The following is a 14992-nucleotide window of genomic DNA, read 5'->3' on the forward strand; positions in this document are numbered from 1 at the left end:
GAACTCACACCCGCCGGTCAGACTCGAAAGGCACCTCAGTGGAGATCCGCATCGGAATCGTCAACGCCCCCCGCGAGCTCAACTTCGAGTCGTCGCAGTCGGCCGAAGAGCTCGCCGGGCAGGTGCAGACCGCTCTCGCCAGCGGCACCGGTGTCCTGCAGCTGACCGACGACAAGGGCCGGCTCTACGTCGTCCCGACCGCCGGTATCGCGTACGTCGAGATCGGAACCGAGGAGTCGCGCCGCATCGGCTTCGTCGGCTAGCCTCCCACTCGTGGAACTGCTCTTCGTCGTCCTCGGAGGGGCCATCATCGGCCTGGCCGGACGCTATCTGCTGCCGAACCGTCACACGCACGGCTCCGTGCTCATCCCGGCCGTCGGCGTCGTCTCGTCGGCCGTGCTCTGGGTGGCGCTCACCTGGGCCGGTCTGAAGTGGGACGGCGGCTGGATCTGGTGGATCACGCTCCTCGGCACCGCGCTCATCGTCGCGGTCGCCGACCTGCTGATCGGACGCGTCCGCTCCACGAACGACGACCGCATGCTGCACGCGCTGGCGAAGGGCGCCGTCGCCCGCTGAGCGCACATTCCTGCCGAATGTGCGTTATCGCCCACGCTGAGCGCACATTCGGCACGAATGCCGCGGGCTAGGCGGTCAGCCCGAGCGCGTCCATCCGGCGCGTGTGCGCCGCGATCAGCTCCGTGAAGATCGGCTCGATGCGCGCATCGTCGGCGATCCTGTTACCCGAGAGGTGGAGCGCGGAGCGCGCGACGAGCAGCGTGTCGCCGACCAGCCTCCTGCCCCACATCGCGAGCCGAGACGCGAGCAGCGGATCGCCCGCGATCTGCGCGCGCAGCACCTCCAGCACGCCCTCCTGGCCGGACTCCGAGCCGAGCAGGTGCGCGAGGCGCGGTCCGACGTCGCCAGGAAGGCCGGCGGCGAGGCGGATGAAGAAGTCGTCGAGCAGGCCGCCCGTCACGAGGGCGGAGAGCAGCGTCTCGCGCCAGTCCGCGCCGACGATGAGCGCGCTGAAGCCCTCGATCTCATCCGCGAACGGCTTCATGGCGTCCGCCGGGTCGTCCCCTCGGCGCCGGATCTCGGCCACTATCCCCTGATGCTTCGACAGGGCGTGACCGGCGGCCGCCGAGATGAGACCCTTCGCGTGAAGGTCCTCCGCCTCGGCCGCGACGCGCGACAGCGTCTCGAACTGCTCCAGCTGGAGGTACGCCGACTGGCCGAGATACGGCAGCAGATCCGGCATCACCTCGTGCAGGTCCACGCGGACGGTCGGGAGCGTGCGCGCCCGCGGGGTCAGGCGCGGGAGCTCGACGGAAGGCCGTCGCCGGGTGAACCAAGTCGACACGCTCAGCAGTGTATCGGGACCGTCCAGTAGGCTGGAGACGCCGTCGGCGCAGGATCGACGGCCCTACGCCTGCGACAGAGAAACAGGGCGTGGACACTCCAATCGAATCGACAGGCAATTCACCAGTGACTTTCTCAGAACTCAACATCGACCAGGACATGGTGGATCAGCTCGCCGCCAAGGGCATCATCGAGCCGTTCCCCATCCAGACGCAGACCATCCCCCTCGCGCTCACCGGCCAGGACATCATCGGCCAGGCGAAGACGGGAACCGGCAAGACCCTCGGCTTCGGCCTCCCCCTGATCCAGCGCCTCGGCCCGAACCCCGAGCCCGGCGTGAAGGCACTCGTCGTCGTGCCCACCCGCGAGCTGGCCATCCAGGTCTACGAAGACCTCGAGACGGCCGCCGCCGGACGCCCGACCTCCATCGCCAGCATCTACGGCGGCAAGGCCTACGAAGGCCAGATCGCCCAGCTGAAGGGCGGCGCGCAGATCGTCGTCGGCACCCCTGGGCGCCTCCTCGACCTCGCCGGTCAGCGCCTGCTGAACCTCGGCAGCGTCCAGGAGATGGTGCTCGACGAGGCCGACAAGATGCTCGACCTCGGCTTCCTCGCCGACATCGAGAAGCTGTTCGCGCAGACGCCGGCCACGCGCCACACCATGCTCTTCTCGGCGACCATGCCGGGCCCGATCGTCGCGCTGGCGCGCCGGTTCATGACCCGACCGGTCCACATCCGCGCGACCGACCCCGACGAGGGCCAGATCCAGGCGAACATCAAGCACCTGATCTACCGGGCGCACTCGCTCGACAAGGACGAGGTCATCGCCCGCATCCTGCAGGCCGAGGGCCGCGGCAAGACCGTGATCTTCACCCGCACCAAGCGAGCGGCCGCCAAGCTGGTCGAGGAGCTCAACGACCGCGGCTTCAACGCCGCCGCCGTGCACGGCGACCTCAACCAGGAGCAGCGCGAGCGCGCCATGGCCGCGTTCAAGGCGGGTAAGAAGGACATCCTCATCGCCACCGACGTCGCCGCTCGCGGCATCGACGTGGACGACGTGACGCACGTCATCAACCACACCATCCCGGACGACGAGAAGACCTACCTGCACCGCGCCGGCCGCACCGGCCGCGCGGGCAAGACCGGCATCGCCGTGACGTTCGTCGACTGGGAGGACCTGCACAAGTGGGCCCTCATCAACAAGGCGCTCGAGTTCGGTCAGCCGGAGCCGACGGAGACCTACTCGTCGTCGCCGCACCTCTACACCGACCTCGACATCCCGCAGGGCGTCAAGGGCCGGCTCAAGCCCACCCCGGCCGTCAAGGCGACCGAGTCGCCGCGCGGCGGCCACACCGACTCCACCGGCCCGGAGAGCGGGGAGCGTTCGAGCAGCAGCCGCCGTCGCCGCACGCGCGGCTCCGGTCAGGGCGCATCGCAGGGCTCGACGGCTCCTGAGGGATCCGCATCGGAGGGCGGCGAGGCCAAGGTCCCGGCCGCCGGCACGCACGACGGCGGCGGATCGCAGCACCGCGACGGCAACAGCGCTCCGCGTCGTCGCCGTCGTCGCTCGCGCGGCGGCTCCGCCACCACCCCCGCCAGCTGACCCACCTCCCACGCGAACAGCTCCTGAGTTTTTCGCCCGATTCGTCAGGATCGGAGCGAAAAACTCAGGAGCTGTTTGCGTGGGACGGAGGACGCGCTCAGTACCAGTTGGGGTCGTGGCTCATCTCGAAGGTCCACGCGGCGCATGGCGAGCCGTAGGCGCGGTTGATGTAGTCGAGGCCCCAGTTGACCTGCGTGTTCTGGTTGGTCAGCCAGTCCGGGCCGGCCGACGCCATCTTGCTGGCGGGCCAGGCCTGCGGGATGCCGTACGCGCCACTCGACGTGTTGTAGGCGTCCGCCCGCCAGTCGGACTCATGGTTCCACAGCTTGATCAGGCAGCTCATCTGCTCGCCGCCCCAGCCGAAGGCCGGGAGGCGGCTCGCCGCGTACGCCTGGGCGCCCGCCGGGTCGACCACCATGCCGGGAGGCGGGGCGAACCCGTCGGACCCGCCGCCCGGGTTGGCGGCGGCCGCGGCAGCCGCGGCCGCCGCCTGCCCCTCGGCGTACGACTTCTCGACAGACGCCTCGGTGTTCTTCAGGGTCGCCAGCTGGGCGTACAGCGTGTCGGCGTGCTTCTTCTGGTCGGCGAGCTGGGCGTCGGCCGCCTGCTTCGCCGCGGTCGCGACGTCGAGGGCCTTCTTCGCATCCACCGCGAGCTGGTCGCGCACCTTCTGGGCGCTGGTCGCCTGCTCGCTGAGCGACGCGGCGAGGTTCTTCTGGGCGTTCGCCCTGGCGTACAGCGAGCTTGCCTGGTCGGCGAGCTTCGACACCGCGCCGAGCTGGTACAGCAGGGAGTCGGAGCGCGTCGCGTTCGGGCTGAGGAACAACCGGAGCGACACGGATGAGGTGCCCGCGCGGGTGAGCTGCTCGGCGAGCTTGCCGCTCTGTGCCTTGAGCGCATCCGCCTGGGCCGATGCCTCTTGCGCCTTCTCGGCCAGACCCTGCGCCTTGGCGGTCGCGGTCTGCAGGGCGGCCTCGGCGGTTCCGTACTCCCCCAGCCGCTTGACGGCGAGGTCGCCCGCTGCGTTCGCGGCGGTCTGCAGACCCGTCAGCAGACCGTTGATCCGGTCGACCTCGGCCTGGGCCGCGCTCGCGTTGTTCTTCGCGGCCTGCACGTCGTCCCACGACGGGTAGCTGTCGGCGTTCGCGGGCGTGACGCCCGCAACGACGACGAGGACGGCCGTCAGGGCGGCAGCGGCCGCCGATCCTCGCCAGAACCGTCTCACTCGCGCACCTCGCATCCTTCTCGCCCCGACGTCATGTCCGGGGTCCAGGCTACGTGCTGGTGGTCACGGAGCGTAGAAGGGCGCCGCGCCTGTCGCTTCTTCGATCATCGCGTCGACCACGGCCGGATCGGTGGTGTTCTCCCCCAGCCGGTTGGGCTTGCCCGCGCCGTGGTAGTCGCTCGATCCGGTGATGCGGAGGCCGTATCGGGCCGCGAGCTCCCGCAGCCGCTCGACACCGTCCGCCGTGTTCTCGCGGTGGTCGAGCTCCAGTCCGAAGAGCCCGGCGTCGACCAGGCGCCGCAGCCGGTCCTCCGGGATCACGCGGCCCCGGCCGCCGGTCGCGGGATGCGCCAGCACCGGCAGACCGCCCGCCCCGCGGATGAGGCGGACGCCGGTCAGCGGCTCCGGGGCGTAGTGCGGCTGGAAGTAGCCGCTCCGCCAGTGCAGGATCCCGGCGAACGCGGCGCTGCGGTCCGAGGCGAGCCCGCGCGCGACGAGCGCGTCAGCGATGTGCGGGCGCCCGACGGTCGCGCCCTCCGTCGCCTGCGCGAGGACGTCGTCCCACGTGATGTCGTAATCCTCGGAGATGCGCCGCACCATGTCCTCGGCTCGCCGCATCCGGCCGTCGCGGATGCGGCGGGTCTCGGCGACGAGCGCTTCGTTCGTCGGATCGAAGAGGTAGCCGAGCATGTGGACGCTGGCGAACTCGATGCGGGTCGACAGCTCCATCCCCGGGATGACCGTGATGCCGACGCGTGCGGCCTCGGCTGCGGCGTCCGCCCACCCGGCCGTGGAGTCGTGATCGGTGAGCGCGACGGTGCCCAGCCCTGCGTCGGCAGCGGCGCGGATGAGCTCGGCCGGGGTCTCCGTCCCGTCGGACACGCTGGAGTGCGTGTGCAGGTCGACGGGACCTCGGAACCGCCGCGCATCAGCCATGGTGACCATCCTAGGAGGGCGCTGACCGGCCGGGCGCATGGCGGCCAGCGGGTGGAAGAATGGACGCCATGTCCTCCCAGCCGACCACGCCAGCCACCGCAGACGCCGACATCGCGACCGACACCGCGACCGACACCGTCGACGACCCGACCGCCGCAGCGGTCGCCACGACGACCGAGACGGCTGCCGCCGCCGAGTCCGATGAGGCTCCGCGCGCGACGCAGAACCGCTCGACGACCCCCGGTTCCGATGCTTTCCGCGAGTACATCGGCTCGGGATGGGCCGAGCGTCCGGAGGTCGTGCCCGAGCCGCGCCGCCAGGCGCAGTATGCGGCGGCCCGTCGTGCGCGCGTGTCCGAGCTGTTCCCCGGGAAGCGCCTCATCATCCCGGCCGGGCGCCTCGCGCAGCGCTCCAACGACACCGACTACCCGTTCCGCGCGCACTCGGCGTTCGCGTACCTGACGGGCTGGGGTTCGGACTCCGAGCCGGGCAGCGTCCTGGTGCTGGAGCCGACGGCGTCCGGACACGAGGCGACCCTGTACTTCCGCGAGCGGGCGGGACGCGACTCCGACGAGTTCTACGCGAACCCCGAGATCGGCGAGTTCTGGATCGGTCCCCGTCCGTCGCTCGCGCAGGTCGCCGGCGACCTCGCGCTGGCCACCCGCGGCATCGCCGAGGTGCGCTCGGTGCTCGACGCGGTGGACGGCGACACCGTCGTGCTGCGCGAGGCCGACCGCGGCATCACGGACGACGTGGATGCGGCGCGCCTGCTGCTGGGAGACGGTTCCGACGGCGACGGCGACGGCACCGATGTCGACCCGGAGGACCACGATGAGGATGACCGGCTGGCCCGCGAGCTCTCCGAGCTGCGCCTCGTCAAGGACGAGTACGAGATCGCCGAACTGCGCGCCGCGGTCGCGGCGACCGCCCGCGGCTTCGACGACGTGATCGCCGACCTGCCGCGCATCACCGCGCACCCGCGCGGCGAGCGGCTCGTCGAGGGCGTCTTCTACGGCCGCGCCCGCGCCGACGGCAACGCGGTCGGCTACGACACGATCGCGGCGAGCGGACCGCACGCGTGCATCCTGCACTGGACGCGCAACGACGGCCCCGTGGTGCCGGGCGACCTCATCCTGCTGGATGCGGGCGTCGAACTCGACAGCTACTACACCGCCGACATCACCCGCACGTTCCCCATCGACGGCACCTTCACCGAGACGCAGCGCCTGATCTACGAGGCGGTGCGGGAGGCGGCGGACGCGGCGTTCGCGATCGTGCGGCCCGGCATCCGGTTCCGCGAGATCCATGCGACCGCCATGGCGGTCATCGCGCGGCGCACGGCCGAATGGGGTCTGCTCCCGGTCAGCGCCGAGGAGGCCCTGGAGGTCGAGAACCAGCAGCACCGCCGCTACATGGTGCACGGGACGAGCCACCACCTCGGTCTCGATGTGCACGACTGCGCGCAGGCGCGCCGGGAGCTCTACCTCGACGGCGTGCTCCAGCCCGGAATGGTGTTCACGATCGAGCCCGGGCTCTACTTCCAGCCGGACGACCTGACCGTTCCCGAGAGCTTCCGCGGCATCGGCGTGCGCATCGAGGACAACATCCTGGTCACCGAGGACGGCGCCGAGAACCTCTCCGCCGACATCCCGCGCACCGCGGACGATGTGGAGGCGTGGGTGCGGCGGCTCTCGCAGCGCTGAGGTGCACGTCGTGGCTGTTTCGCACGCGAAATAGCCGCCACCACGTGCACTTCGGCGGAGGTGGTCAGGCCGAGGGTGCGGGCGGACGCTCGTCGCCCGGCTGGGGAGCGACCGGCGGTGCCGACGCGGGAGGCGCGGGCGGCGGGTCGGACGGGTGCTGCGGCTGCGCGGGCGGCGTCCATCCCGGGGCTGCGGCCGGCTCCTCGGGTCCCCCGCTCGCGAGCAGGTTGCGTGCGCGGTTGCCGAGGTCGGAGTCGACGAGCACCGAGTAGCTGGTCGCGATCACCTGCTGGACGGACGTGAAGTCGCGCCTGCGCCGGTTGATCGCGTAGGAGACGATGCCCCACAGCATCCCGAATCCCGCACCGAGGAGCAGCGCGGCGAGCACGAACGCGAGGCTGACCGACGGCGAGAAGATGATGAGCAGCAGGCCGAAGAAGATGCCGAGCCACGCACCGGACGCCGCACCCGCCAGTGCGACGCGGCCCCAGGTGAGCTTGCCGGTGACACGCTCGACGCTCTTCAGGTCGCTGCCGACGATCGAGACCTTGTCGACGGGGAAGTCGGCGCGGGCCAGCACGTCGACCGCCTCCTGCGCCTCGGGATAGCTCTCGAAGGTGGCGACCACTTCGCCTCGCGGCAGGGTCGGGAAGAGGATACGGTTGCGCCCGTTGTTCAGCCCAGGTGTGCTCATCCACCCATTGTTCCATCCAGGCTTCGCGAGGGCACGGAAACAGCCTTCGTTCACCTGCGAGGGCTAGGTTAACAGGGTGAGTTCGCCCAGAGTCTTCGTCGCCCGCCTGGCCGGGACGACCGTGTTCGATCCCGTCGGAGACCGGGTCGGCAAGGTCAGAGACGTCCTGGTCGTGTACCGCAAGAACGACCCTCCCCGCGTCGTCGGGTTGATCGTCGAGATCCCCGGGAAGCGCCGCGTGTTCCTGTCCATCGGGCGGGTCACCAGCATCGGCAGCGGGCAGATCATCACCAACGGCATCATCAACATGCGCCGCTTCGAGCAGCGCGGCGGCGAGGTGCGCGTGATCGCCGAGCTCCTCGGCCGCCGAGTGGTGTTCACCGACGGCGGCGGCGAGGCCACCATCGAGGACGTCGCGATCGAGGAGACCGAGACCGGCGACTGGGCGGTCAGCCAGCTGTTCGTCCGGAAGCCCAAGGCGGGCGGCTCCCCCTTCGCCAAGGGCGCGACGACGTTCGTGACCTGGAACGAGGTGCGCGAGAAGCAGAAGCTCGGCGAGGCGCAGTCGGCCGAGCAGCTCATCGCCACCTACTCGGAGCTGAAGCCCGCCGACCTCGCGAACACTCTCCTCGACCTCCCTCAGCAACGGATGCTGGAGGTCGCGGAGGAGTTGCCGGACGACCGCCTCGCCGACGTTCTGGAGGAGATGCCGGAGAGCGAGCAGGTGCAGATCCTCGCCCAGCTGAACGACGACCGTGCCGCCGACGTGCTCGACCAGATGGAGCCGGACGACGCAGCCGACCTGATCGCCCAGCTCTCCGACGAGCGCGGCGAGCACCTGCTGGAGCTCATGGAGCCGGAGGAGGCGGACGACGTCCGCATGCTCCTCAGCTACAACCCGGACACCGCGGGCGGTCTGATGACCACCGAGCCGATCATCGTCTCAGCCGACGCGACGGTTGCGGAGGGCCTCGCTCTGATCCGCCGTCACGAGCTCGCGCCCGCGCTCGGCGCGGCCGTCTGCGTCACGCTGCCGCCATACGAGCCGCCGACCGGCCGGTTCCTGGGCGTCGTGCACTTCCAGCGGATGCTGCGCTACCCCCCGCACGTGCGCCTCGGCACCCTGCTCGACCCGAGCCTGGAGCCGGTCACCGCCGACACCTCCGCCGCCGAGGTGTCGCGCATTCTCGCCTCGTACAACCTCGTCTCGGTCCCCGTGGTCGACGACAAGCATCGTCTCGTCGGGGTGGTGACCATCGACGACATCCTCGACTATCTGCTCCCCGACGACTGGCGAAGTCAAGACGAGGACGAGCCCGTGAAACGCACGGCGCCGTCCGACCAGACCGGAAGCATCCGCATCGTGAACGGAAGGAGGGGCGGAAGTGGCAGGAGGTAGGCAGGACGCGGGGCTCGACGCCCCGAAGGGACTCCGGACGCCGGTGTTGCGGCGCAGCCCGCTGGAGTCGCGCGACCGGTTCGGCCGGTTCACCGAGTGGATCGCGCGGGCGATGGGAACGCCGTGGTTCATCCTGGGTCTGACCGTCTTCGTCCTCGCGTGGATGGCGTGGAACACGCTCGCCCCGAACGCCTGGCGCTTCGACTCCGCGGCTCTGGGCTTCATCGCGCTGACGCTCGTGCTCTCGCTACAGGCGTCGTATGCCGCTCCCCTGATCCTGCTCGCGCAGAACCGTCAGGACGACCGCGACCGCGTGCAGATCGAGCAGGACCGGCAGCGTGCAGAGCGCAACCTCGCCGACACCGAGTACCTGGCGCGCGAGGTCGTCGCCCTGCGGCTGGCGGTGAAGGACATGGCGACGAAGGACTTCATCCGCGCCGAGCTCCGCTCGCTGCTCGAGGACCTCGAGAGGGGCGACGCGGGCGAGGGCGAGCAGGCCCGTGCCTGAGCCGGACAGCGCGGGAGTCGATCTCGCCGTCGCCGTCCGGAGCGCGCTCGGGGCGGTGCTCGACCCCGAGATCCGCAAGCCGATCACCGAGCTCGACATGCTGGGCGGCGTGGAGGTGGATGCGCAGGGCCGTGCCGAGGTCGGCATCAAGCTGACCATCGTCGGCTGCCCAGCGGCCGATGCGATCGAACGCGATGTGCGCGCGGCAACCGCCGCCGTCCCCGGTGTGACCGAGGTCGCCGTCGACGTCTCCGTGATGACCCCCGCCGAGCGGCGTGCTCTGACCGACCGCCTTCGTGCGGGCCGGCCGACGCGCGGTCAGCAGTTCGGCCCGGAGTCCCTGACCCGCGTCTACGCCGTCACGAGCGGCAAGGGCGGAGTCGGCAAGTCGACGGTCACGGCCAACCTCGCGGTCGCACTGGCGGAGCGCGGGCTACGGGTCGGGATCGTGGATGCGGACGTGCACGGCTTCTCCATCCCCGGCATCCTCGGCCTGACCGACGAGAACGGCGTCGCGCCGCGGCCGACGCGCGTGGATGACATGATCCTTCCGCCGGTCGCCTACGGCGTGAAGGTCGTCTCGATCGGGATGTTCGTCGATTCGGCCTCCGCGGCCGTCGCGTGGCGCGGGCCGATGCTGCATCGCACCATCCAGCAGTTCCTGTCGGACGTGTACTTCGGCGACCTCGACGTGCTGCTGCTCGACCTCCCGCCGGGCACCGGGGACGTCGCGATCTCGGTCGGCCAGCTGCTCCCCGGCGCGGAGGTGCTCGTGGTGACGACACCGCAGCCGGCCGCGGCCGACGTGGCCGAGCGCAGCGGCGTCGTCGCGCGTCAGACCGGTCAGCGGGTCATCGGCGTGATCGAGAACATGGCGGGGCTCGTGCAGCCGGACGGCAGCGTGCTCGACCTGTTCGGCTCCGGCGGCGGCGCGGAGGTCGCGCGACGGCTGTCGGCCGGGCAAGAGGAGGAGGTGCCGCTGCTCGCCAGCGTGCCCCTCAGCATCCCGCTGCGGGCCGGCGGCGACACCGGAGCGCCCATCGTGGTGACCGACCCTGCGGACCCCGCCGCCGCCGCGATCCGCGCCGTCGCCGACCGCCTGGCGACCCGCTCCCGCGGCCTCGCCGGCCGCAAGCTCGGTCTCTCCGTCCGCTGACCCCGAACCCCCCGCCGTCGAGTCCGCATATTTTGCACGCTCAACGCCCCCTCAGCGTGCAAAGTTTGCGGACTCGACGGTGGGACGGAGGCGGGAGGCGGGAGCGGGTCAGGCGTCGGGGGGCTCTACGGCCCGGGCGAGCAGCTCGGTGAGGAGGCGTTCGGTGACGGGGCGCGGCAGCGCCGAGACGAGCGCGAGCAGCGGCGCCTGATCGTCGGGGAGGCCGGGGGTCGCGCCTCCCGCGAGGCCGATCGAGCCCAGGATGTGGGCAGCCGTCGCCGAGTCGAGTTGCACGTCGCCCGCCGCGAGCCCCGCCAGCAGGTCCCCGGGCAGGGCGGCGAGCACCGCGTCCCCGTCGACCGGGGGCACGCCGCGCGCCTCGTCGGCGGCACCGCGCAGGGCCGCCTCCAATTCGTCGATCCGCGCCTCCGTCACCGGCGTGATCGTGAGGTGGGTGGTGTGCGGGAGGCGCGTGCCGTCCGGCTGCACCAGCCCCGGCTGCAGCTGCAGCACCCAGCCGCGGCGCCGCACCCGGTCGGCCCAGTGGTGCGGGTCGACGCGGCGCTCCGGCGGCACCGCGTCGTCGGTCGTGACGGCGAGCAGCGGACCGGTCGGGTCGCCGAGCACGCGCAGCCCCTCGATGTCGCCGACGATGTCCTGCAGCCCGCGGGTGGCACGACGGCACGACTCGGCGAGGCCGCCGAAACCGCGGGCTCCGAGCGCCTGGATGATCGCCCAGGATGCCGCGAGCGACCCGGCCGACTTCGACCCGAGCAGGGTGGAGTTGACGACCGGATACCCCGGCCAGCCGGTCGTCGCGAAGTACTGGCGCCGCTGACGGTCGCGCCCGCGCTGCAGAAGGACGCTGGCTCCCTTCGGCGCGTAGCCGTACTTGTGGAGGTCGGCCGAGACGCTCGTCACGCCGGGCACCCGGAAGTCCCACGCCGGCAGCGCCGATCCGTCCGCCGCCCGCCAGAACGGCAGGATCCACCCGCCGATGCAGGCATCCACATGGCAGGCCACCCCGGCGTCGTCGCACGCGGCGGCCACCTCCTCGATCGGGTCGAGTGTCGCGTACGGGTACGAGGGCGCCGAGACGACGACCAGCGCGACGTCCTGACCGATGCGCTCGATCAGACGGGATGCGTCGAGCCGCCCGGTCCGCGCATCCACAGGCACGAGGTCCAGCGTCAGGTCGAACAGTGCCGCCGCCTTCTGGAACGCCGCGTGCACGGTCACGGGCGCGAGCAGGCGGGGCGTCCCCGTGCCGCCCGCGGCGCGCCAGACGTCGCGCGCGGTCTTCACGGCGAGCAGGCACGACTCCGTGCCTCCTGAGGTCACCGAGCCGACCACGTCGTCCCCGCCGTGCAGCAGCTCGCGGGCGAACCCGACGACTTCGCGCTCCATCACCGCGACGGACGTGAATGTCGTCGGGTCCAGGCCGTTCACCGGCTGCACCAGCCGCATGGCCTCGGCCGCGAGCTCGTCGATCTCGGGCATCCCCGAGTCGTACACGTAGCTCAGCACCCGGCCGCCGTGCGTCGGGGCGTCCGCCTCGCGCAGGGCGGCGAGGCGCCCGAGGATGGCCGCTGCGTCAAACGACGACATCGATGTCTCCCTTCCGGAGCCGGTAGCGCGCCAGCGGCACCAGGCTGATCGCGATGATGATCGCCGGCACGAGGCTGAAGCTCAGGGCGATCCCGGCGACGGCGCTGGCCGGCTGAGACGCGCCCGCCTCCGCCACGGCCGCACTGCGCGAGACGTAGCCGCTCACCGCGAGCACGATGCTCAGCACGGTCGCGCCGAGCGCCATGCCCGTCGTCTCCCCCGCTGTCCACATGCCGCCGAACGTTCCCGCCCGACCCTCGCCGTTGCGCCGCGCGTCGTGCGAGATGACGTCGGGCAGCATGGCCATCGGCAGGGACTGCATGCCCGCGTACCCGGCTCCCGCCAGCGCCACAGGGGCATAGACCCACGCGCCGGGCGCCCACAACAGCGCGACCATGGACAGGGCCGCCAGCCCGAACAGGACGCTCGCGATCACGAACCCGCGCTCCTTGCCGATGCGGCGCGCGATGACGCCCCACAGCGGCGTCACGATGAGCGCGGGGCCGATGAGCGCGACGAACAGGAACGTCACGGCGTCCTCCGAGTGGAGCACCCACGTGGCGACGTAGTTGGCCCCGGCGAGCATCAGGCCGGTGGCCAGTCCCTGCAGCAGGAACGTGAGCAGCAGGGCGCGGAACGGCTGGCTGTCGCGCAGCACGCGCACCCCGGCCGCGTAGTTCGAGCGCACGGTCGCGACGATGCTCTCTCGCGCCGGCGGCTCGGCAGCGGGCAGTCCGCGCGGCGCGACGAACGCCGAGACGAGCATCCCGGCGCCGATCGTCACACCCGCGACCAGTGCCATCAGGAAGTACCCCGCGAAGGCGTTGCCCCCGCCGAGGGACCGCAGCGCCGGCCCGCCGGCCCCGAACAGCAGGATGGCGAAGGTCAGAACCACCACGCGCCAGGTCAGCAGGCGCGTCCTCTGGTCGTATCCGGACGCGAGCTCGGCCGGCAGCGCGATGTACGGCACCTGGAACAGGCTGAACGCCGTCGCCGTCAGCACGAACGCGAGCAGCACCCAGACGGCGGCGGCCGCGGCCGGCGTCCCGGGCGGGACGGCGAATGTGAGCAGGAAGAACACCGGCAGCGCGAGCGCACCCAGCAGCATCATCGGCCGGCGGGAGCCGCGCACGGCGAGCATCCGGTCGCTGCGGGCGCCGATCACCGGGTCGATCACCACGTCCCACACCTTGGCCACCGTCACGACCACGCCCGCGGCGATCGCGGCGACACCCAGCGAGTCGGTGAGGTAGTACACGAGCACCAGCCCGGGAAGGGTCGCGAAGCCGCCCGTTCCGAGCGACCCGACGGCGTACCGCGCGACGGTCGCCCTGCTCAGCGACTGCTCCGTTGCGATCATGTCCGCAGCGTAGTGGATGCGCGACCGCGCAGCCCGCCGCGCCGCGTCAGGTGGACTCGGTGTCGTACGGCGGGATCGCCCCGGCCGTCAGCGGCAGCTTCCGCTGCGCGTACGCGGACTGCGTCACGGGCTTGATCGCGCCGGCGGCCTCCGGGCCGTCCTCGAGCAGCGCTTCGCGGATGATGCGGCGCGGGTCGTACTGGCGGGGGTCGAGCTTCTTCCAGTCGACCTCGTCGAACTCGGGGCCCATCTCATCCCGCATCCGGTCCTTCGCGCCGTTGGCGAAGTCGCGCAACGACCGCACCAGCTGACCGAGCTTCGCGGCGTACGCGGGCAGGCGCTCCGGGCCGATGACGAACGCAGCGATCACCGCCACGATCAGCAGCTTGTCGAAGGTCAGCCCGAACACGTTTCCAGGGTATCGCGGCGATGCCTGCACGGATGCCGCATGAGCCCGCCGTATCCTGTGAAGAGGCCCGCGCCCGAGGCCGATCGACGGGAGTGCAGTGTCAGACAAGGACTCGAACTGGAGATTCGCCGACGACATCGTCGTCGAGAGCGATGTGATCGCCCGGGCACGACAGCAGTCGCTCGAACTGGGCATCGACCCCATCTCGCCCGCGACCGGCGCCCAGGCGGCCGTCGTCGTGGCGGCGACGCGCGCCGAGAACGTCGTCGAGATCGGAACCGGCGTCGGAGTCTCGGGCCTGTGGCTCCTCACCGGCGGCACGGATGCGCAGCTCACCTCCATCGACGTGGAGGTCGAGTACCAGCAGCATGCCCGCGCGTTCTTCACCGAGGCGGGGCTGCCGTCGAACCGTGTGCGGCTCATCCCCGGTCGTGCGCTCGAGGTGCTGCCGCGTATGAACGAGAACTCGTACGACATCGTCTTCATCGACGCCGACCCGCAGTCGGTCATCGAGTACGTCGAGCACGGGCTGCGCCTGGTGCGCCCGGGCGGAACGGTGCTCGTCGCCCGCGCGCTCTGGCGCGGACGCGTCGCCGACCCGGCGGCGCGTGACGAGGTCGCGACCGGCTTCCGCACGCTCATCACCGAGACGTCCGCGTCCGGCGCGGTCATCAGCGCCCTGTCGCCGGCCGGCGAGGGGCTGCTGCAGATCACCAAGCTCGCGCCGTAGGCGACCGGCCCACGGGCCGGCAATGCGAGAAGGGCCCCGATCGATTCGATCGGGGCCCTTCTCGGTACAGCGTATGGTCAGGCGGAGGTCACGACGCTGGCAAGCGCGTCGTGGAGCTCTTTGGCTTCCGCGTCGTTGACGGAGACCACCAGTCGTCCCCCACCCTCGAGCGGCACACGCACGATGATGAGCCGTCCCTCCTTCACAGCCTCCATCGGCCCGTCCCCGGTCCTCGGCTTCATGGCCGCCATGCAGCTCCCCTTTCGTGGATGTCCTTCTATTATCCGACATCGTTGCCGACGT

The 14992-nt window shown here is 71.3% G+C and carries 16 protein-coding genes; 8 read left to right on the forward strand and 8 right to left on the reverse strand.

Translation table 11 applies throughout. The annotated features are described in order from the left end of the window. The first annotated feature begins 38 nt into the window (after positions 1-38). Together H284_RS0103230 and H284_RS0103235 are read left to right on the forward strand one after the other, a co-directional pair. Entirely contained in the window at positions 39-263 is a 225-nt protein-coding gene (locus H284_RS0103230; RefSeq protein WP_018190477.1) for a DUF3107 domain-containing protein, read from the forward strand. A gap of 10 nt (positions 264-273) precedes the next feature. Continuing rightward, positions 274-576: a hypothetical protein gene (locus H284_RS0103235; RefSeq protein WP_020075134.1), complete on the forward strand. Its 303-nt coding sequence runs from the start codon at positions 274-276 to the stop codon at positions 574-576. 67 nt (positions 577-643) lie between these two features. Here H284_RS0103235 and H284_RS0103240 read toward each other — a convergent pair whose 3' ends face one another. Then, positions 644-1360: a ferritin-like fold-containing protein gene (locus H284_RS0103240; RefSeq protein ID WP_020075135.1), complete on the reverse strand. Its 717-nt coding sequence runs from the start codon at positions 1358-1360 to the stop codon at positions 644-646. A 125-nt stretch (positions 1361-1485) separates the two neighbouring features. On the opposite strand from H284_RS0103240, the gene H284_RS0103245 reads away from it, so the two are divergent. Continuing rightward, positions 1486-2961 carry a DEAD/DEAH box helicase gene (locus H284_RS0103245; RefSeq protein WP_018190474.1) on the forward strand — a complete coding sequence of 492 codons (1476 nt, stop codon included), beginning with the start codon at positions 1486-1488 and terminating at the stop codon, positions 2959-2961. Positions 2962-3058: 97 nt separating this feature from the next. On the opposite strand, the gene H284_RS0103250 is transcribed toward H284_RS0103245, so the two are convergent. Beyond that, positions 3059-4186 (reverse strand): aggregation-promoting factor C-terminal-like domain-containing protein, encoded by a 1128-nt coding sequence (locus H284_RS0103250; RefSeq protein WP_018190473.1) that lies wholly within the window; start codon positions 4184-4186, stop codon positions 3059-3061. 63 nt (positions 4187-4249) lie between these two features. Next, complete coding sequence (locus tag H284_RS0103255) at positions 4250-5122, reverse strand: PHP domain-containing protein (protein WP_020075136.1); 873 nt, start codon at positions 5120-5122, stop codon at positions 4250-4252. 59 nt (positions 5123-5181) lie between these two features. On the opposite strand from H284_RS0103255, the gene H284_RS0103260 reads away from it, so the two are divergent. Continuing rightward, on the forward strand, positions 5182-6825 hold the full coding sequence (locus H284_RS0103260) for an aminopeptidase P family protein (protein WP_018190471.1): 1644 nt from the start codon (positions 5182-5184) through the stop codon (positions 6823-6825). Between the two features lie 64 nt (positions 6826-6889). Here the strand turns inward: H284_RS0103260 and H284_RS19915 are convergent, their stop codons facing one another. Next, entirely contained in the window at positions 6890-7519 is a 630-nt protein-coding gene (locus tag H284_RS19915; protein ID WP_020075137.1) for a YflT domain-containing protein, read from the reverse strand. Between the two features lie 76 nt (positions 7520-7595). Between H284_RS19915 and H284_RS0103270 the strand changes: the two genes are divergently transcribed. From H284_RS0103270 to H284_RS0103280, 3 genes are read left to right on the forward strand one after another with little or no spacing between them, the layout of a single operon-like run. Next, positions 7596-8918, forward strand: coding sequence for a magnesium transporter MgtE N-terminal domain-containing protein (locus H284_RS0103270; RefSeq protein ID WP_018190467.1), 1323 nt, complete (start codon positions 7596-7598; stop codon positions 8916-8918). Further along, entirely contained in the window at positions 8905-9426 is a 522-nt protein-coding gene (locus tag H284_RS0103275; RefSeq protein WP_018190466.1) for a DUF1003 domain-containing protein, read from the forward strand. Before H284_RS0103270 ends, H284_RS0103275 begins: the two co-directional genes overlap by 14 nt. Next, positions 9419-10582: an Mrp/NBP35 family ATP-binding protein gene (locus tag H284_RS0103280; protein WP_020075138.1), complete on the forward strand. Its 1164-nt coding sequence runs from the start codon at positions 9419-9421 to the stop codon at positions 10580-10582. Before H284_RS0103275 ends, H284_RS0103280 begins: the two co-directional genes overlap by 8 nt. 108 nt (positions 10583-10690) lie before the next feature. Here H284_RS0103280 and H284_RS0103285 read toward each other — a convergent pair whose 3' ends face one another. Genes H284_RS0103285 through H284_RS0103295 form a run of 3 tightly spaced genes read right to left on the reverse strand, consistent with a single transcriptional unit; the run spans position 10691 to position 13959 of the window. Continuing rightward, on the reverse strand, positions 10691-12190 hold the full coding sequence (locus tag H284_RS0103285; protein ID WP_020075139.1) for a pyridoxal phosphate-dependent decarboxylase family protein: 1500 nt from the start codon (positions 12188-12190) through the stop codon (positions 10691-10693). Then, positions 12177-13550, reverse strand: coding sequence for an MFS transporter (locus H284_RS0103290; protein WP_020075140.1), 1374 nt, complete (start codon positions 13548-13550; stop codon positions 12177-12179). The genes H284_RS0103285 and H284_RS0103290 overlap by 14 nt, the downstream gene beginning before the upstream one ends. Before the next feature lie 46 nt (positions 13551-13596). Continuing rightward, positions 13597-13959 (reverse strand): twin-arginine translocase TatA/TatE family subunit, encoded by a 363-nt coding sequence (locus H284_RS0103295; RefSeq protein WP_018190462.1) that lies wholly within the window; start codon positions 13957-13959, stop codon positions 13597-13599. Between the two features lie 97 nt (positions 13960-14056). On the opposite strand from H284_RS0103295, the gene H284_RS0103300 reads away from it, so the two are divergent. Further along, positions 14057-14689 (forward strand): O-methyltransferase, encoded by a 633-nt coding sequence (locus H284_RS0103300; RefSeq protein WP_018190461.1) that lies wholly within the window; start codon positions 14057-14059, stop codon positions 14687-14689. A 77-nt stretch (positions 14690-14766) separates the two neighbouring features. Here the strand turns inward: H284_RS0103300 and H284_RS20665 are convergent, their stop codons facing one another. Then, the gene (locus tag H284_RS20665; RefSeq protein WP_018190460.1) at positions 14767-14940 is read right to left on the reverse strand and encodes a DUF3117 domain-containing protein; all 174 of its coding nucleotides are present in this window, start codon (positions 14938-14940) and stop codon (positions 14767-14769) included. Between the last annotated feature and the right edge of the window lie 52 nt (positions 14941-14992).

The organism is Cryocola sp. 340MFSha3.1 (genome assembly GCF_000383315.1).
Lineage (GTDB): Bacteria > Actinomycetota > Actinomycetes > Actinomycetales > Microbacteriaceae > Leifsonia.

What these genes read in the sequence shown, in the direction of transcription:
- H284_RS0103255 (WP_020075136.1), bottom strand. Translation starts at nt 5,122, where the DNA reads ATGGCTGATGCGCGGCGGTTCCGAGGTCCCGTCGACCTGCACACGCAC.
- H284_RS0103260 (WP_018190471.1), top strand. Translation starts at nt 5,182, where the DNA reads ATGGACGCCATGTCCTCCCAGCCGACCACGCCAGCCACCGCAGACGCC.
- H284_RS19915 (WP_020075137.1), bottom strand. Translation starts at nt 7,519, where the DNA reads ATGAGCACACCTGGGCTGAACAACGGGCGCAACCGTATCCTCTTCCCG.
- H284_RS0103285 (WP_020075139.1), bottom strand. Translation starts at nt 12,190, where the DNA reads ATGTCGTCGTTTGACGCAGCGGCCATCCTCGGGCGCCTCGCCGCCCTG.
- H284_RS0103290 (WP_020075140.1), bottom strand. Translation starts at nt 13,550, where the DNA reads ATGATCGCAACGGAGCAGTCGCTGAGCAGGGCGACCGTCGCGCGGTAC.
- H284_RS20665 (WP_018190460.1), bottom strand. Translation starts at nt 14,940, where the DNA reads ATGGCGGCCATGAAGCCGAGGACCGGGGACGGGCCGATGGAGGCTGTG.